This window comes from Paenalcaligenes niemegkensis, from assembly GCF_022230885.1.
Lineage (GTDB): Bacteria > Pseudomonadota > Gammaproteobacteria > Burkholderiales > Burkholderiaceae_B > Paenalcaligenes > Paenalcaligenes niemegkensis.
Map to the genome: position 1 here is coordinate 81,209 of NZ_JAKGCT010000001.1, position 15,494 is coordinate 96,702.

Genomic DNA, 15,494 nt, shown 5'->3' on the forward strand with positions numbered 1-15,494 from the left:
AATTATTGGTTCGCAAGCGTACTCCATAACGGGGGCTGCTTATTGCTTTGCTCTAAAGCGTCCAGATAAGCTTGGTGTTCGCCAAGCTCCGCCGGGGTCGCCAAAATGACTGGCAATTGTTCGGCATCATAGCGCTTAAGCTGAGCGGCCGCATCTTCTACGCTGATTTCATCTTCCGCACTTGTCATGACAAGGCTCTCTTGCCCCCGTGTCATGGCCAGCCAGACATCAGCAAGCAGTTCGGAATCGAGTAAGGCGCCGTGCAAGGTACGGTGAGCATTCGAGATACCGTAGCGATCACAGAGTGCGTCTAGATTATTACGCTTGCCCGGATGAAGCTCGCGGGCGAACAGCAATGAGTCGGTAACTTTTCCGCAGTAGCTGCTAAAACGATCCAAACCACATTTAGCCAGCTCGGCATCCATAAAACGCAGGTCAAACGACGCATTATGAATAATGACCTCAGCCCCTTTAATGAAGTCGATCACCTGAGAAGCAATCTGATCGAAGGTGGGATGGTCAGCCAGGAATTGCGTAGTCAAACCATGGATAGCCAAGGCTTCAGGGTCGCTATCACGGCCCGGGTTCACATACAGGTGTAAATGACGTCCGGTCAGGGTGCGATTGATCATCTCAACACCGGCCAGCTCGACTAGACGATGACCATCCGCCGGATCCAGACCTGTGGTTTCAGTATCAAAGATAATTTGACGCATAATAAGCTAAACCTTGAAGCAAGTAGTGAGCGAAAGCGCTCATTTTACGCTAAACACGCAGGCGCGCCCGGGCGGCGATAATGGTGTAGGCCACCGGCACCACAAACAAGGTCAATACCGTGCCGAACGTAAGGCCCCCGACCAGCACCCAGCCAATTTGATGCCGGCTCTCGGCCCCGGCCCCAGTGGCGTAGGCTAAAGGCAGTACCCCCAGAACCATGGCGCCGGTGGTCATCAGTATGGGGCGCAGGCGCATTTCAGACGCCCTGACAACGGCGCTGTATAGCCCTACCCCTTGCGAGCGCAACTGCGTTGCGAACTCCACGATGAGAATACCGTGCTTGGTAATAAGTCCCACCAGGGTAATCAAGCCAATCTGACTGTAGATAGACAAGGTGCCCCCGCTTAGCCACAGGGCAAGCAGTGCACCGGTCATGGAAAGAGGCACCGACAGCATAATGATCAGGGGATTGCGCCAGCTCTCGAACTGAGCTGCCAGTACCAGGTAAATAAATACCAGAGCCATCGCAAAAATGAAGTACATGCTGCCGGAAGAGTCGCGGAACTCGCGCGATTGGCCATCGAGGTCTGTCTGCACCGACGCAGGCAGCGTTTGCTGCGCTACGCTGTCCATATGCGCCAAGACTTCGCCCAGCGCATACCCCGGAGCCACTGCGGCCTGGACAATAACCGCTCTAAGCCGATTAAAGTGATTTAAAGACTGTGGAGACACGCTTTCACGAACGCTCAGAAAGCTTGATAACGGCACCATCGCCCCTGACTCGGCGCGCACGTATATATTCAGAATATCGTCAGGCCTGGAACGATCTTGTTTCTCGACCTGAACAATGACATCGTATTGTTCACCGTCTGTTTCGTAACGTGTGACTTGTCGGCCCCCGATCAGGCTTTCCAGCGTACGGCCGACTGTATCCACATTAACGCCACTGTCAGAAAGCTTGTCACGATCGATCTCAACCCGAAGTTCCGGGGTATTCAGACGCAGATCTGTATCGATATTCTGCAAGCCTGGATAGTCGGCCAGGGCGTCGGTAAACTTCTGAACAATTGCCGCTAGTTCGGAATAAGGAGCCTGGCTCATAATCACGAACTCGATAGGCTTCGAGGTGGCTCGCTGCCCCAGCGATGGCGGGTTGGTAGGAAACGCCCTGACACCGGGCAAGGCGCTGAATTTAGGCTGTAATTCGCTGGCAATTTCCTGTTGCGAACGGGTACGCTCACCCCATGGGGTTAAACGCAAAATGGCAAAGGAGTCAATGACCGTAGGAAAACCGATAATGGACTGTATGCCTTGCATCTCGGGTATCTGCGCATACATATTTTCAACCCGTTCGACGCTGTTCAAGGTGTAATCAAGCGTAGCTCCTTCTGGTGCGCTGACAACGCCGAATATCACTCCCCTGTCTTCAATGGGGGCAAGCTCGCTTTTGATGACGCTAAACAGCACAGCGCTCATGCCTGCCACCACCGCACCAAGCGCTAAAACAATGAATCGGTGACGCAAAGCCCGGAGCAGGCCGCGACGATATCGCCGGGTAACAGCTTGCAGGAGGTTTTCAATCCATTGAGACACCCTGCCAGGCTCTTTTTGCTGAACCCGCAATAGCTTCGAGCACATCATGGGGGTCAGCGTCAGGGCAACGAAGCCCGATACGCCTACCGCACCGGCCAGTGTCAGGGCGAACTCGATAAACAGGCGTCCGGTACGGCCTGTGGCAAAAGCCAGCGGCGCAAATACAGCAACCAGGGTGAGCGTCATGGCGACGACTGCTCCGCCGATTTCTTTAATACCAAGAAACGAAGCCTCAAGGCTGCTTTTACCCTCTTCAATGTGGCGATAAACGTTTTCAAGCACAACAATCGCGTCATCCACCACCAGGCCAATAGCCAGCACCATCGCAAGTAATGTGAGCGTATTGATTGAGAAACCAAAGGCATACATAATGCCAAAGGCGCCAATCAAGGAAACCGGGATCGTAACGATGGGGATCAGACTGGCCCGAAGATTGCGCAAAAAGAAAACAATAACCAGCATCACAAGCACGATAGCTTCTGCAATCGTGAGATAAACCGAACTAATTGACTCCTGGATAAAAACCGAACTGTCGTATGAGATCTGCAGCTGCATATTGCCGGGCAGGTTACGATTGATCTCTTCCACCTCGCTGCGCACTGCCTTCGAAAGGTCGAGGGGGTTCGCGGTGGACTGTTTGGTTACCCCGATGGATAAGCTGTCGTTGCCGTTAAACCGGGCCAGCACACGCTCTTCGGCGGGACCTATCCTGACATCGGCCATATCGCTCAAGCGCACTGGAAAACCATTTACCCTTGACACAATAATGGCTTTGAACTCTTCCACCGTTTGCAGATCGGTGGATGACACCACCGAGAACTCGCGCGCTTGGGACTCGATACGCCCCGCAGGAATCAACACGTTCTGCTGCCTGAGGGCGTCTTCTATATCTTGTACTGTCAACGAGTAGCCAGCCATACGTGCGCGGTCTACATAGATGCGCATAGACGGTAGCCGTTCTCCGAACACACGCACTTCAGCTGCGCCGGGCAAAACAGAAAGACGCGTTTTAACATAGCGATTGATGTAATCAGAGGCCTGAATCGGGTCATAGTCACCCATATCAACGCCCACATACACAATAGGAGTGGAGTCAGCCTCGACCTTGCTGATGATAGGCTCTTCAACCTCATCCGGTAAAAATCGGCGAGCCCGGGACACCTTGTCGCGAACATCTGCTGCAGCGGCATCCGGCGCGCGGTTTAAATTGAACTTGATGTTGATCTGGCTGCGTTCAGAGCGGCTGCGGGAAGTCATCACATTGACGCCTTCGATACCCGAAAGCTGATCTTCGAGCGGCTTGGTCACCTGTGACTCGATGACCTCGGGCGACGCCCCCGTGTAGTTCGTGACCACAGAAACAACAGGCTCGTCAATGGCGGGATATTCACGAACCGACAATCGTTCGTACGATATCAGACCCACCAACACAATGAGCAATGACAATACAGTGGCAAATACAGGCCGGCGTATACAAATATCAGAAAGCAGCATAAATGTCTTCTTGTGAGTAAGCCAGAGCCCTAATGGTTAACAACATTAACCGCGGTACCTTCATCTACTTTTTGGGTGCCCAGCACGACAATCTGCTCATCGGCCTCAACGCCCAGCACCTCGGTCCAGCCCTCACGTCTCAGGCCGACAGAAACCTCAACTTTTTGCACGATGCCGTTGACGACTTTATACACATACTGAGCGTTTCCGGAAGGAGTAATGGCGGATTCAGGAACCATGACCACCTCGTCGGTGCCCAGCTCCAATGTGACTCGGGCAAACAGGCCCGGACGCAAGACCATGTTTGGATTCGGTACATGCGCACGTAGCAGCAAAGACCGGCCGGTGGCGTCAACGACAGGGCTGATGGCCCCTACCTCACCACGGTATGTGCGTGTGGGAAAGGAATCTAGACGAACATCAATGGGCAGACCCACCGTGATATTAGCCAGGTAATGCTCTGGAACGCGAAAATCGACATCAAGAGGATCAACAGCTTCAATGGAAACCAGCTCTGAACCCGGACTGACGTAATCGCCCACCGAAATACTTTTAAGCCCAACCAAGCCATCAAAAGGAGCGCGAATGACTGTCTTGTCTAATTGCGCCTGCGCCAAAGCGACGGTAGCCTGCGCCACCTGCAACTGGCTGGCGGTTTCGTCACGGGCCTGAGAGCTGATGAAACCTTGCTGGTTCAATTCCTGAGACCGCCTATACTGACTATTGGCCAGATTAAGCCTGGCCTTGGCTTCTTGAAGCTGGGCGCTGACGATGCTGTCGTCTAAACGAACCAGGACTTGCCCTTTTTTACAGGCAGGCCTTCGTTGAACTCGATTTGAGTAATGCGGCCATTAGCTTCCGCACGCAGCAGCACTGAGTCGCGTGCCCGCAGTGAGCCTACAGCGTTAACCTGCCGGGCCAAATGGCGTTTTTCAGCAGCCATTGTTTCGACATTAACCCGGCCGTCAGACGATTCCGCGTTAAGGTCGGCAGGCACGGGCTGTGGCAAAACCTGCTGTAGCTCTGGCGTTAAATCGGAACTGCTGCGAGACAACACAGTGGAGTCCCGGGAAGCCGAAAACTCACGAACCAGTAATTTGGCGCCACCGAATACCAGCAATAATCCCACAACAAAAACAACGATCAGAAGCCATATCCAATTGCGCTTGTTCATTTAATCCCCACGTAGCAGCACACTGTCTACCCCTAAGTTAGCAAGTTCATCGGCCCGCTCATTTCCTGGATCACCCGCATGACCTCTGACCCATTTCCACTTAAGAGTGTGTTGCTGGGCAAGCGCGTCAAGCTGTTGCCAAAGATCGGCATTCTTGACAGGCTTTTTATTCGCAGTACGCCAATTTCTTAGCTTCCAGTTATCAAGCCATTCGCTCATACCCTTCTGCACATATTGCGAATCTGTATGAACCGTAACCAAACATGGCCTTTTTAACACCTTTAAGGCTTCGATTACGGCTAAAAGTTCCATTCGATTATTGGTGGTATTGATTTCCCCGCCAAATATCTCTTTAGTGTGCTTACCATGCTTTAGCATGGCCCCCAGCCACCCACGCCAGGATTGCCTTTACATGCTCCGTCTGACCAAATTTCTACCTGACTACTCATTCGACTGATATACCCCTGAGTCGCGGCTGGCGCCCATTACGGCGCCCTGCGCAACGCGTTGTTTTTGTTTAGACCAATTCAGACCCACCAAGGTCATGGAGTTTACGCGTTTAATGGCAGAAATCGCGTATGTTGCGCCACTTAATGGCCAGCCGCGTTGGGCCATGACATCCATGAACGCCCAGCGGTGCAACCACTTCCGACTCTGGCAATACGGTACGAAACAACCTTGGCTGCTTTGCTGTATGTCAAAAGATAGCAACGACAGCCAGTCATTAACCCTAGACAATGAGACATGATGGGAGGGCGAGACGGGCATCAACTGTTCCAGTCCAGGTATGCGATCACGTAAGCCCCATAAGCTGTATGGATTAAAACCGGTAAGCACTACCTGCCCCTCAGGCACTAAAACCCGCTCGACCTCACGCAATACCTGATGCGGATCTGCAGAACACTCGAGCACATGCGGTAACACAAGTAAGTCAATACTCTCCGAATCGAAAGGCAATGATTCGGCTTCGCACAGAACCAGCCCTTTGCGGGTAATATCGCTGGCTGGTCCATTGAAGGTACACAGCTTATGCGAGATGCGGTTTGCCCTGAGCAAATCCCAATGCGGCATCCCGATTTGTATGGCATGATAGCCAAATGTATTGACCACCATATTATTTACCTGCTTGTGCTCCCAGGCGCGCACATAGCGGCCGGGGGTGGTGTGCAACCACTGCGCAACGGATGCAATCATGGCCTGGTCTACTGACACCTTATCTCCTAATCCATGAAGAACGTTCTTAGCTCTGCCAAACACTCGAACTTACGTCTTTATGCCATCCCGGCCTTTAACGACAACTACATCTGGCTGCTGGAAAAAAACAGTCAGGCAGTGGTGGTTGATCCCGGGCAAGCTGAGCCGGTCATACGCTACCTTCAGCAACAAAAGCTAAGCTTAGACGCAATTTTGATTACGCACCATCATGGTGATCACGTGGGGGGTGTACAAGAGCTTATAGAACTCTACCCCCAAGCCACTGTCTACGGCCCTGCCAGCGAGCACATCCCCGCACGCAACGTCGCATTGAAGCAGGATGATCTCGTCCACATTGATTCCCTCTCGCTGCAGTTTCAGGTGCTAGACATTCCTGGCCATACAGCAGGACACATCGCGTATTTCTCTGATGACGATCCCCTGGAACCCATTTTATTCTGTGGAGACACGCTGTTTTCTGCAGGCTGTGGCCGATTATTCGAAGGTACCCCTGCCCAAATGGTGTCATCTCTGGGTAAACTAGCGTCTTTGCCCCCGCTACACTGGTTTGCTGTGCACACGAATACACGCTGTCCAATCTGCGATGGGCAATAGAGGTCGAGCCATCCAACCCTGCCATTCAGGCTCGTTGGAAGCAAGCTCAGGCTCAACGCGAACAAGGCCTGCCCACGGTGCCTACTACCCTGGATACCGAGTTCGACACTAACCCGTTTATACGTACGCACCATGCTGCCGTTGCTGATGCAGCCCAGGCTTATGCAGGCCGGACCATGAGTTCGCCCACCGATGTGTTTGCCTGTTTGCGCGAATGGAAAAACAATTTTTAATGCCCGCCCATGAATGCCTTCCGACTTCTCGTACTCTGCTTAGCAGTCGTTTTAGCAGGCTGTGCCAGCCAAACCCAAACTGTTAAAAAAGACCCGGGGCCGTTAGTTGCTGCGGATACCTCGCGAACCATTGATTTAACCAATCCGGCACGTGACATGTGGGACCGTATCCGCCGCGGGTACGCTATTCCCAACTTACAGACTGATTTGGTCGACTACTGGACCGACTATTACGCCTCGCATCCGCAGTCAGTGCTAATGATGAGTCAACGGGCGGGCAATTATCTCTATCACATTGTTAACGAACTCGAAAAACGCGGCCTGCCCACCGAACTTGCCCTGCTGCCTTTTGTAGAAAGTGCCTATAACCCGGTGGCTTATTCCAAAGCCCACGCCGCTGGCTTGTGGCAATTTATTCCCAGCACCGGACGGCATTACAACCTGCAGCAAGACTGGTGGCTGGATCAGCGTCGTGACCCTATCGCCTCAACTGATGCTGCTCTGAATTACCTTAACTATTTATATGAATTCCAGGGTGACTGGTATCTGGCCCTGGCATCGTATAATTGGGGTGAAGGTTCGGTACGCCGTGCCATCGCGCGTAATGCCACCAAGAACCTGCCCGGCGACTACCTGTCGCTGACTATGCCTAACGAAACGCGTAACTACGTTCCCAAGCTTCAGGCCATCAAGAATATCATCACCGATCCTGAGCGCTACGGTATCACCTTGCCCGAAGTTCATAACGAGCCTTACTTTACAACTGTACAGCGCAGTGACGACATTGATCTTGAAGTGGCTGCCCAACTGGCGGAGATGTCGATCGACGACTTCAAGCTGCTGAACCCCTCACATAACCAGGCGATCATTCCGGCGCATAGTGCTCAACTACTGTTACCTAGCGACAAGGTAGATATCTTCAATGCCAACCTGGCCGCGTACACTGGCAAGCTAAGCAACTGGCGTGTGTATCAGCCTAAACGGGGCGAAAGCTTTTCCACCATTGCGCAGCGCCATGGCATTAGCATTGCCGAGCTGCGCAGCCTGAATGGGCTCAGCGCAAAGCAAACCAAATCCCTGGCTCAAAACCTGCTGGTTCCAATTGACGTCAATGCCGCTCTCCCCGCCTCAGAGCGGGGGTATTCAGATGGCATCGCTTGACACCAGTGCTGCAGTCAGTGCATCAAAGAATGCCGTCCGCCCTGGCTCAGACATTGCCGTCATGCGCCGTGGGCCAAATGTACTCACCTACAAGATAAAAAAAGGCGACACGCTATTTGCTCTTGCACGCAAGTACAATACAACGGTTGCTGAACTTCAAAAACTTAATAACCTCAAGAACAGCAATTTAAAGCCGGGTCGTCAATTACGAGTACCAGGTACACTCGTTCGCGGGTAATCACCATCCCTCTACAGTAATAAAGGAATAATCAGCATGGGTTTCCTAGAAGGCAAACGCATCCTCGTGACCGGAGTGATTTCCAATCGCTCCATCGCCTACGGCATCGCACAAGCCTGCCGTAAGCAAGGCGCAGAAATTGCGCTTTCGTATGTGGGCGAACGCTTCAAAGAACGCGTAGAAGGTTTCGCGAACGAACTGGGAAGCAACATTGTTTTGCCCTTGGACGTCGCTGAAGACGCACAGATAGACGAAGCCATCCACGAATTACGCCGTCATTGGGACAGTCTCGATGGCTTGGTGCATTCAATTGGTTTTGCTCCACGCGAAGCCATCGCCGGTGATTTCCTTGATGGCTTGTCACGCGAAGGCTTCCGTATCGCCCATGATATTTCAGCCTACAGCTTCCCTGCCCTGGTTAAAGCTGCATTGCCGATGCTTGAAGGCCGCAGCAGTTCGGTACTGACCTTGACCTACCTGGGCGCCGAAAAAGCCATCCCTCATTACAACACCATGGGTTTAGCCAAGGCATCGCTGGAAGCCAGCGTACGCTATCTGGCAGCATCCCTGGGGCCACGTGGCATCCGCGCCAACGCGATTTCAGCCGGGCCTATCAAAACCCTGGCTGCCAGCGGCATCAAAGATTTTTCGTCCATACTTAAATTTGTAGAGACCTACTCGCCACTGCGTCGCAATGTCACCATTGAAGATGTGGGCAACGTAGCAGCCTTCATGCTTTCAGATCTGGCTGCCGGCGTAACAGGCGAAATCACCCATGTAGATGGGGGCTTTTCATCTGTAGCACCAGGAATGCAAGAGTAAGCTACTCGTTAAGTATGCAGAAAAGGCTTCACGGCGGTAAGCTTAGCTCGTGAGCCAGACAGTTGAAAACTAAGGCCTGAGGTCGGTTCTGCACCGACGCAGGCTTTTTTATGGTCGTGGCGGAGGGAAAATGATTTTTTCCTGTTGGGCTGTCCATGGCGGATATTTTTCCATCACCCTGAGAAAGCGGGGTGAATCTGTAAACCGTTTTAGCCAAATGATTAAACTGGGCCAGGGCTGCTCGTTGAACCAATCGAGATCGGTGTGAGCGAATTGCCGAACAAAGGGCGCAATAGCCAAATCGGCCAGAGACTGTTGCGCACCAAACAAATAGGGATAGCGAGACAGTCGTTGCTCTAGGCTCTGCAACCACTGGGCGGCCTGTTCCCGATGGTAGCTAGCGTACTCGTCAGCACCGCCTGCAGCGACATGCTCTGCATACCGTTGTGGGTATTTATAACGGTCCAGGGCCTGTTTAAATTGTCCGTCGTTTTCTGAGACCAATTCCAGCATCTGGAGCAAGTCACCCACTGATGGTCTTAATAGTGACTCAGGATCTGACTGCGTGAGCACCCACTGCATGATATCGAGGCTTTCGTCTATTATTTTTGTGCCCGCTACCAGAACTGGGACTGTTCCTTTGGGCGATGCAACGAGCAGTTCCTGGGGTTTGTTGCGTAATACCACTTCGCGCAATACACATTGCTGCTCGCTGGAGGCAATAGCCAGTCGGGCCCGCATCGCATATGGGCATCGTCGAAATGAATACAAAATTGGGAGACTCACAACCGTCGTCCTTGCGTTGTTCAATGATTCTTATGTGTACCACAGACAACCAAGCTTTGCGCAAGCTGATGAGTGGCAAACGGTTCCTGCTTCGTTCCGTTTTTGGACCCTGCTGCCTTCAGGTTGACGATGCACCCTGCACTTTAGACGCCCACCACCGTGGTGGCTGCAAGGAGGTAGGCGAGCGGTCGCTGCCGTTATAACGTAACGCTCTGTAGAGGGAAATTCAAACAGAGTGATCCCATGAGCTGTGACGCTCAGGAGGGCTGACTTTTAGCCCTGGCCCGTTCTTGGGCAAGTCTGGACAATTCGGCTTGTTCTTCTTGCCAGGCACGCTTTTGCGCTTTGAGTTCGTCCATGGGTGCCCCGATATGACGCAGGTTTTTTTCTTGAGCCAGACGGGTCTGTTTTTGACGTTCGCGCAGGCGGCTGAGTTTTTCTTCGCTAAAAGAGCCTATGCAATGCGCACAACTGACACCTTCTTCGTATTGTGGCATCTGTCGTTCATCGGCGGTCAGGGGCATGCGGCAAGCACGGCAAAAGACATAGTCGCCCTGCTTCAGGCCATGCCCGACGGCGACCCGCTCGTCAAAGACGAAGCAATCACCCTGCCATAGGCTGTTTTCTTCAGGGATTTCCTCGAGGTATTTCAAGATGCCGCCCTGTAGGTGGTAGACCTTGTCAAAGCCTTGTGATCGCATGTAGGCAGTTGATTTTTCGCAGCGAATTCCACCGGTGCAAAACATGGCTACCCTGGGCTTGCCCGCCAGTACACCGCCTTCTTTGCTTTGTTCGGCAACCCAGTCAGGAAATTCGGTAAAGCTCTCGGTTTCAGGGTTAATGGCGTTTTTAAATGTACCTACCCCAACTTCGTAATCGTTGCGGGTATCGACCACCACCACATCAGGATCTTCAATTAAGGCGTTCCAGTCTTCGGGACGCACGTAGTCGCCTACCATCTCGGCGGTTTTTAGCTCTGGCACGCCCATGGTGACGATTTCTTTTTTCAGCTTCACCTTAAGCCGGTAAAAAGGCATGACTGATGCCCAGGCTTCTTTGTGCACCAGCGATGCGAGTCGCGGATCGGATCGCAGATAAGCCAAGACCTCGCGCACCCCCGCCTCTGGCCCTGCGATTGTGCCATTGATGCCTTCTCGTGCCAGCAGCAGGGTGCCGATAACATCACGTTCGGCACAATAGGCCTCAAGAGGATCACGCAAGGCGATATAGTCGTCTAGTTCGACAAAGTGGTAGAGCGCGGCAACGAGGTATTGGGCCATATCAACGAGAACACACAGAAAAAATAAAACGCAAAAAAGCGATTAATAAAACAATTATGAGGAGCCGATTACAATCGAGAACCTTAATGGTTAACGAGGATCAAAGAGCAAGTTAAGATAATAACGCCTTAGGCTTCTACGTTAACACCCCAATTTGCGTCCAGTTTGTTTTAGCGCAATAAATGCCATCATTTTTTCTTATGTTACCCACCCTCATGCTGTCTCTCTTGTTGTTGCACACTCTCATTGCGGAAGGCCAGTAAATGGACTCCCTCACACAGGCTGTATTGGGCGCCAGCATCGCGGGCTTTACCTTGAGTCGTTTTCACGGACGCAAAGCCATATTGGCAGGTGCTGCGCTTGCTACCCTGCCCGATCTGGATGTGGTCATACGTTATAGCGATCCCATTCTGGCAATGACTCACCATCGCGGTTTTTCACATTCACTATTTGTACTTACAGCTGTAGCGGTGGGGCTCACCTTGTTTTGGCGGCTACTGCGGGCTGACCCGCGGTACAGCGCGGGATATCTGTTTCTGGCCCTGTGGCTCACGCTAATTACCCACCCATTGCTGGATGCCTTCACCAGTTACGGGACTCAGCTGCTTTGGCCTTTGACGCCTGTTCCACAAGCGTGGGCCAGCCTCTTTATTATTGACCCCGCCTATACCATTCCCTTGTTCATTGCCACGCTGATTGGCGTCATTGCAGGGATACGGCCTATTACCACCAAAGCAACAGGGTGGGCGCTGCTGATCAGCACTGCTTACATCGGAACAAGTCTGCTTGGGCAACACTATGCCGACAAGGCTGCACGCCAGCACATCACAGACCAAGGCTATACGATCACGGGTAGCTTCACCACCCCTCAGCCTTTTAGCACCCTGCTGTGGCGCTCTGTGGTGCGCACCGCCCAGGACCAGGATTGTGAAGTTGTGGTGGGCCTGTTCGACAAAACACCACCTGAAAGCTGGTGTGCCGCCAATAATCTACATCTGGCTGAAGCGCTGGATCGCTCAGTCGAGCTGGATCGCCTGCGCTGGTTCAGCGGCGACTGGGTGCGCTTTGATGTGATGGATGATCTGCTGATCGTCAGTGACTTGCGGATGGGTGTGGGCCCAGGCCATTACTCATTCCGATTTGTAGTGGGCGAGCTTAACAATGCCAATGCCTGGCAATGGGTGAGCCCCTATATGTGGCCTTCTGCTCGTGATTTCACTACCCTTAGACCGGTGATGCACCGGATTTGGAACCAGTCCCCGCCCCTGCCGTTGGCCAGATGGGCCCGTGATGCCAAGCTGAATGCCGAACCCTACAGGATGGATCTGAACCCGTAGCACTACGCCACGTGGACTAATCAATAACGTTACGAAGATAGTGCTGAACAGTCTGCAGGGGCAGCTCATATAACTCAGCCAGGACAGCAGAGGTCAATACTTCTGCTGTGGCCCCAGACAAAGCAAGCTGCCCATCTTTAAGTAGCAACACCCGATCCGAAATACGCCTGGCGTGCTCCGGCTGATGCGTACAGAAGAAAATGCCCAGTCCTTGGTCTTTTAAGGCGATGACTTTTTCGAGCACACGAATTTGATTGCCAAAATCCAGGCTGGCAGTTGGCTCGTCTAAAATGAGCGCTTTCGGCTGTTGCGCCAGCGCACGCGCAAGTAATACCAGCTGTTGCTCGCCCCCGCTAAGCTGGGTATAGATCCGGCCTGCCAAGTGAGCCACACCCAATTGGTCCAGACATTGGCTGGCAACCTCGTAATCAGCACGCGATGGTGCCGAGAACCGACTGATATGGGCGTTACGTCCCATGAGCACGACTTCGATGGCCTCAAAAGCAAACATGCCCTGAGCAGCCTGCGGCACATAGGCAATGGTTTGCGCCAACTCACGCCTGGTCCATTGGGGCAAAGGGCGTTGCTGAATGCAGACTCTGCCCTCTATTAGAGGAATCAAGCCGAGCAAGCTTTTAAACAAGGTGGACTTGCCCGTACCATTTGGCCCCAGCAGACAAAGCACTTCACCTACATGAAGCCTGAAATTGATATGCTGTGCAACCAGAGCAGCGCCATAACCAATACCGGCATCCTCGACAAGAATAATTTCATCTGCCATGCCGATTTCCACGCAACAGCAGATACAAAAAGAACGGCGCTCCCACCAGCGCCGTCAGGACGCTTAGTGGCAACTCCATATGACTCGCGTTTCGTGCCACATTATCGGTGAGTAATAAAAAGATGGCTCCCATCAATAATGAGGTGGGAAGCAAACGTGCAAAGCCTGGCCCAACCAGTAGCCGGGCCACATGAGGAATCAACAGTCCGACCCATCCGATAATTCCGGTAAATGACACACAGGCCGCCGTCATTAAGGTCGCGCACACGATTAAGGCCAAGCGCAAGTATGCCGTGTTGACCCCCAGGGATTGGGCTTCGCTGTCGCTGAGCGTGAGCAGGTTGATTCGCCATCGCAACAAAAACAGCGGTATCAGACCAGCGAATATAAAGGGCAGCGCCCAATAGAGTTCGTTAACGCTAACGGCGTTGAGGCCACCCAGCAACCAGAACGTAATCGAGGGCAACTGGCTATAGGGATCGGCGAACACCTTGATTAAAGAGATACCGGCTCCCAGCAGGGTTCCTACAGCCACACCAGCCAACACCAGCACCAAAACCGGATCGTGGGTCCTGGCGCGGGTAGAGACTGCGTAAACCAGCGATACGGCTACCATCCCTCCTGCGAACGCCAATATCTGTATACCCACCATCGGCAGCGCCAGAAAAATACCCAATACCGCACCCATCCCGGCCCCCGCTGACACCCCCAGAATATCAGGTGATACCAGGGGATTACGGAACATACCTTGATACGCTGTACCCGCTGCTGCCAAAGTTGCGCCTACTACGACGGCAGCGATCACCCGCGGCAGCCGCAGGTTCCAGACCACCAGGTCTACTGGCGTGCCCTGCTGCCCACCGGTATAAAGACTATGCAAAACCTGTGAAACCGTCAGGGGTACTTGCCCGCCAGCAGACCCGCCAGCGCAGCGAGCATAAGCAGCAGCCAGACTCCGGCTGTAAACCAGCGATAAGATCCTGAAAAAAAGCGCCCTCGCGAATGTTCATCGCTGTTTACGCAGCAAAGCGATCAGGCGTATCAAGCAGATCACGCAGTGCGTTGGCGCTGGGTTCGTGGCCATAATACAAGACAAAAAAACGCTGTAACTTAGAAATCAATAATGACTGATCTTCGTTATACATCCAGGCCGCCAGCCACATTGCCCCCAATAGACGGTTAACGCCGGGGGTGTATCCAGCCAGCCAAAAGGAACATTAGGCACTAGGAAGACCCGCTTCTTTTGCACTGCAGGCAACATCCTCCATTGAGAGTGTTCATAGACCTGCCTATAAAAAGCCACCTCCTGGGTAAAGATGACATCAGGGTTCCATAACAGCAGCTGCTCCATCGAGACCTGCCCCAGGCGCTCGCCAGGCAAATCACTGGCAACGCTTCGGGCCCCGACCAGATTAATTACCTCGCTGTGTATAGACGCGCCCACCCCCGTTTCCAGACCGTTTGCAGACCTGGCAAAGTAAACCGAGGGCAAGGTTCCTTCATGCTGCTTACGCCTGGCCTTGATATCGTCCAGAATCTCTTGAGCCATGTCAGCAAGGTACTGCCCGTGTTCACGACGGCCTAGCAGCGCACCCAGTGTTTTCAACTGTTCCGGAGAATCATGCAGGCGTCCGGACACAAGCACATAAGGAATGCCCACTTGCGCAGAAAACTGCCTGGCCATTGAGAGGTAATGCTCATTCACATCACCCATATCCACAATGACATCGGGTGCCAGCAACAACAGCTGTTCACTTGAGATAGTGCTCCCCCGACCGGCCAGACGACCGACCACGGGCAGACTGCGGCTATATGGGCTTAACCACTGCTGCGCCTGCCGGGGCAAGGCTGATGGCCAGCCCACCAACTCTTGCGGTGTCAGGCTATTTAGCGCCATCGCCGCAGGCGCTCCCGCCGCGAACACCCGCCTGACCGCAGCGGGAGCTGGGAGTTCGCCAAACACATGAAGCAGCGGCAATAAAGGTGCAGACCCCTCTTGAGCAAACAGTCCGGAAGGGAATGCCCCCCTCCCGCTAGCAAAAAGGTGCTACCTAATGCTTTTAATAAAG

General features: G+C 53.1%; 15 protein-coding genes and 2 pseudogenes. 5 read left to right on the forward strand and 12 right to left on the reverse strand.

The annotated features are described in order from the left end of the window. Nucleotides 1-2: 2 nt before the first annotated feature. The 6 genes and pseudogenes from dnaQ to L1889_RS00445 form a co-directional block, all read right to left on the reverse strand. Complete coding sequence (gene dnaQ, locus L1889_RS00420) at nucleotides 3-716, reverse strand: DNA polymerase III subunit epsilon (RefSeq protein ID WP_238663400.1); 714 nt, start codon at nucleotides 714-716, stop codon at nucleotides 3-5. 49 nt (nucleotides 717-765) lie between these two features. After that, the gene (locus tag L1889_RS00425; RefSeq protein WP_238663401.1) at nucleotides 766-3,804 is read right to left on the reverse strand and encodes an efflux RND transporter permease subunit; all 3,039 of its coding nucleotides are present in this window, start codon (nucleotides 3,802-3,804) and stop codon (nucleotides 766-768) included. Nucleotides 3,805-3,833: 29 nt separating this feature from the next. After that, nucleotides 3,834-4,598: an efflux RND transporter periplasmic adaptor subunit gene (locus L1889_RS00430; RefSeq protein ID WP_257793806.1), complete on the reverse strand. Its 765-nt coding sequence runs from the start codon at nucleotides 4,596-4,598 to the stop codon at nucleotides 3,834-3,836. Next, nucleotides 4,586-4,978 carry a hypothetical protein gene (locus L1889_RS00435; protein ID WP_238663402.1) on the reverse strand — a complete coding sequence of 131 codons (393 nt, stop codon included), beginning with the start codon at nucleotides 4,976-4,978 and terminating at the stop codon, nucleotides 4,586-4,588. Before L1889_RS00435 ends, L1889_RS00430 begins: the two co-directional genes overlap by 13 nt. Then, nucleotides 4,979-5,427, reverse strand: a pseudogene (gene rnhA / locus L1889_RS00440) (ribonuclease HI). Next, nucleotides 5,420-6,190, reverse strand: coding sequence for a class I SAM-dependent methyltransferase (locus L1889_RS00445; protein WP_238663403.1), 771 nt, complete (start codon nucleotides 6,188-6,190; stop codon nucleotides 5,420-5,422). The pseudogene rnhA and the gene L1889_RS00445 overlap by 8 nt, the downstream one beginning before the upstream one ends. A gap of 15 nt (nucleotides 6,191-6,205) precedes the next feature. Here L1889_RS00445 and gloB point away from each other — a divergent pair. The 4 genes and pseudogenes from gloB (at nucleotide 6,206) to fabI (ending at nucleotide 9,241) form a co-directional block, all read left to right on the forward strand. Then, nucleotides 6,206-7,020 (forward strand): annotated as a pseudogene (gloB, locus tag L1889_RS00450) (hydroxyacylglutathione hydrolase). 156 nt (nucleotides 7,021-7,176) lie between these two features. Further along, nucleotides 7,177-8,181: a transglycosylase SLT domain-containing protein gene (locus tag L1889_RS00455; RefSeq protein WP_372870923.1), complete on the forward strand. Its 1,005-nt coding sequence runs from the start codon at nucleotides 7,177-7,179 to the stop codon at nucleotides 8,179-8,181. Then, nucleotides 8,168-8,419, forward strand: coding sequence for a LysM peptidoglycan-binding domain-containing protein (locus L1889_RS18965; protein WP_372870925.1), 252 nt, complete (start codon nucleotides 8,168-8,170; stop codon nucleotides 8,417-8,419). Before L1889_RS00455 ends, L1889_RS18965 begins: the two co-directional genes overlap by 14 nt. Nucleotides 8,420-8,455: 36 nt before the next feature. Then, a complete protein-coding gene (gene fabI / locus L1889_RS00460; protein ID WP_238663404.1) occupies nucleotides 8,456-9,241 on the forward strand; it encodes an enoyl-ACP reductase FabI in 786 nt (261 codons plus the stop codon). Nucleotides 9,242-9,349: 108 nt separating this feature from the next. On the opposite strand, the gene L1889_RS00465 is transcribed toward fabI, so the two are convergent. Together L1889_RS00465 and trhO are read right to left on the reverse strand one after the other, a co-directional pair. Then, nucleotides 9,350-10,027, reverse strand: coding sequence for a glutathione S-transferase (locus L1889_RS00465; protein WP_308217570.1), 678 nt, complete (start codon nucleotides 10,025-10,027; stop codon nucleotides 9,350-9,352). A gap of 257 nt (nucleotides 10,028-10,284) precedes the next feature. Further along, nucleotides 10,285-11,307 (reverse strand): oxygen-dependent tRNA uridine(34) hydroxylase TrhO, encoded by a 1,023-nt coding sequence (gene trhO / locus L1889_RS00470; RefSeq protein WP_238663405.1) that lies wholly within the window; start codon nucleotides 11,305-11,307, stop codon nucleotides 10,285-10,287. A gap of 263 nt (nucleotides 11,308-11,570) precedes the next feature. Between trhO and L1889_RS00475 the strand changes: the two genes are divergently transcribed. After that, nucleotides 11,571-12,644: a metal-dependent hydrolase gene (locus L1889_RS00475; protein ID WP_238663406.1), complete on the forward strand. Its 1,074-nt coding sequence runs from the start codon at nucleotides 11,571-11,573 to the stop codon at nucleotides 12,642-12,644. 16 nt (nucleotides 12,645-12,660) lie between these two features. On the opposite strand, the gene L1889_RS00480 is transcribed toward L1889_RS00475, so the two are convergent. The 4 genes from L1889_RS00480 to L1889_RS00490 form a co-directional block, all read right to left on the reverse strand. Next, nucleotides 12,661-13,425, reverse strand: a complete 765-nt coding sequence (locus L1889_RS00480; protein WP_238663407.1) for an ABC transporter ATP-binding protein — start codon at nucleotides 13,423-13,425, stop codon at nucleotides 12,661-12,663. Continuing rightward, on the reverse strand, nucleotides 13,415-14,305 hold the full coding sequence (locus L1889_RS00485; RefSeq protein ID WP_238663408.1) for a FecCD family ABC transporter permease: 891 nt from the start codon (nucleotides 14,303-14,305) through the stop codon (nucleotides 13,415-13,417). Before L1889_RS00485 ends, L1889_RS00480 begins: the two co-directional genes overlap by 11 nt. Before the next feature lie 136 nt (nucleotides 14,306-14,441). Next, nucleotides 14,442-14,570, reverse strand: coding sequence for a hypothetical protein (locus L1889_RS18270; RefSeq protein ID WP_257793789.1), 129 nt, complete (start codon nucleotides 14,568-14,570; stop codon nucleotides 14,442-14,444). After that, nucleotides 14,543-15,403 (reverse strand): ABC transporter substrate-binding protein, encoded by an 861-nt coding sequence (locus L1889_RS00490; RefSeq protein WP_238663409.1) that lies wholly within the window; start codon nucleotides 15,401-15,403, stop codon nucleotides 14,543-14,545. Before L1889_RS00490 ends, L1889_RS18270 begins: the two co-directional genes overlap by 28 nt. Between the last annotated feature and the right edge of the window lie 91 nt (nucleotides 15,404-15,494).

Bases quoted from the DNA above. Each gene is read 5' to 3' on its own strand.
- L1889_RS18270 (WP_257793789.1), bottom strand. From the start codon at position 14,570: ATGTATAACGAAGATCAGTCATTATTGATTTCTAAGTTACAGCGTTTT.
- L1889_RS00475 (WP_238663406.1), top strand. From the start codon at position 11,571: ATGGACTCCCTCACACAGGCTGTATTGGGCGCCAGCATCGCGGGCTTT.
- L1889_RS18965 (WP_372870925.1), top strand. From the start codon at position 8,168: ATGGCATCGCTTGACACCAGTGCTGCAGTCAGTGCATCAAAGAATGCC.
- L1889_RS00435 (WP_238663402.1), bottom strand. From the start codon at position 4,978: ATGAACAAGCGCAATTGGATATGGCTTCTGATCGTTGTTTTTGTTGTG.
- L1889_RS00425 (WP_238663401.1), bottom strand. From the start codon at position 3,804: ATGCTGCTTTCTGATATTTGTATACGCCGGCCTGTATTTGCCACTGTA.
- L1889_RS00455 (WP_372870923.1), top strand. From the start codon at position 7,177: ATGTGGGACCGTATCCGCCGCGGGTACGCTATTCCCAACTTACAGACT.
- fabI (WP_238663404.1), top strand. From the start codon at position 8,456: ATGGGTTTCCTAGAAGGCAAACGCATCCTCGTGACCGGAGTGATTTCC.
- L1889_RS00480 (WP_238663407.1), bottom strand. From the start codon at position 13,425: ATGGCAGATGAAATTATTCTTGTCGAGGATGCCGGTATTGGTTATGGC.
- dnaQ (WP_238663400.1), bottom strand. From the start codon at position 716: ATGCGTCAAATTATCTTTGATACTGAAACCACAGGTCTGGATCCGGCG.
- trhO (WP_238663405.1), bottom strand. From the start codon at position 11,307: ATGGCCCAATACCTCGTTGCCGCGCTCTACCACTTTGTCGAACTAGAC.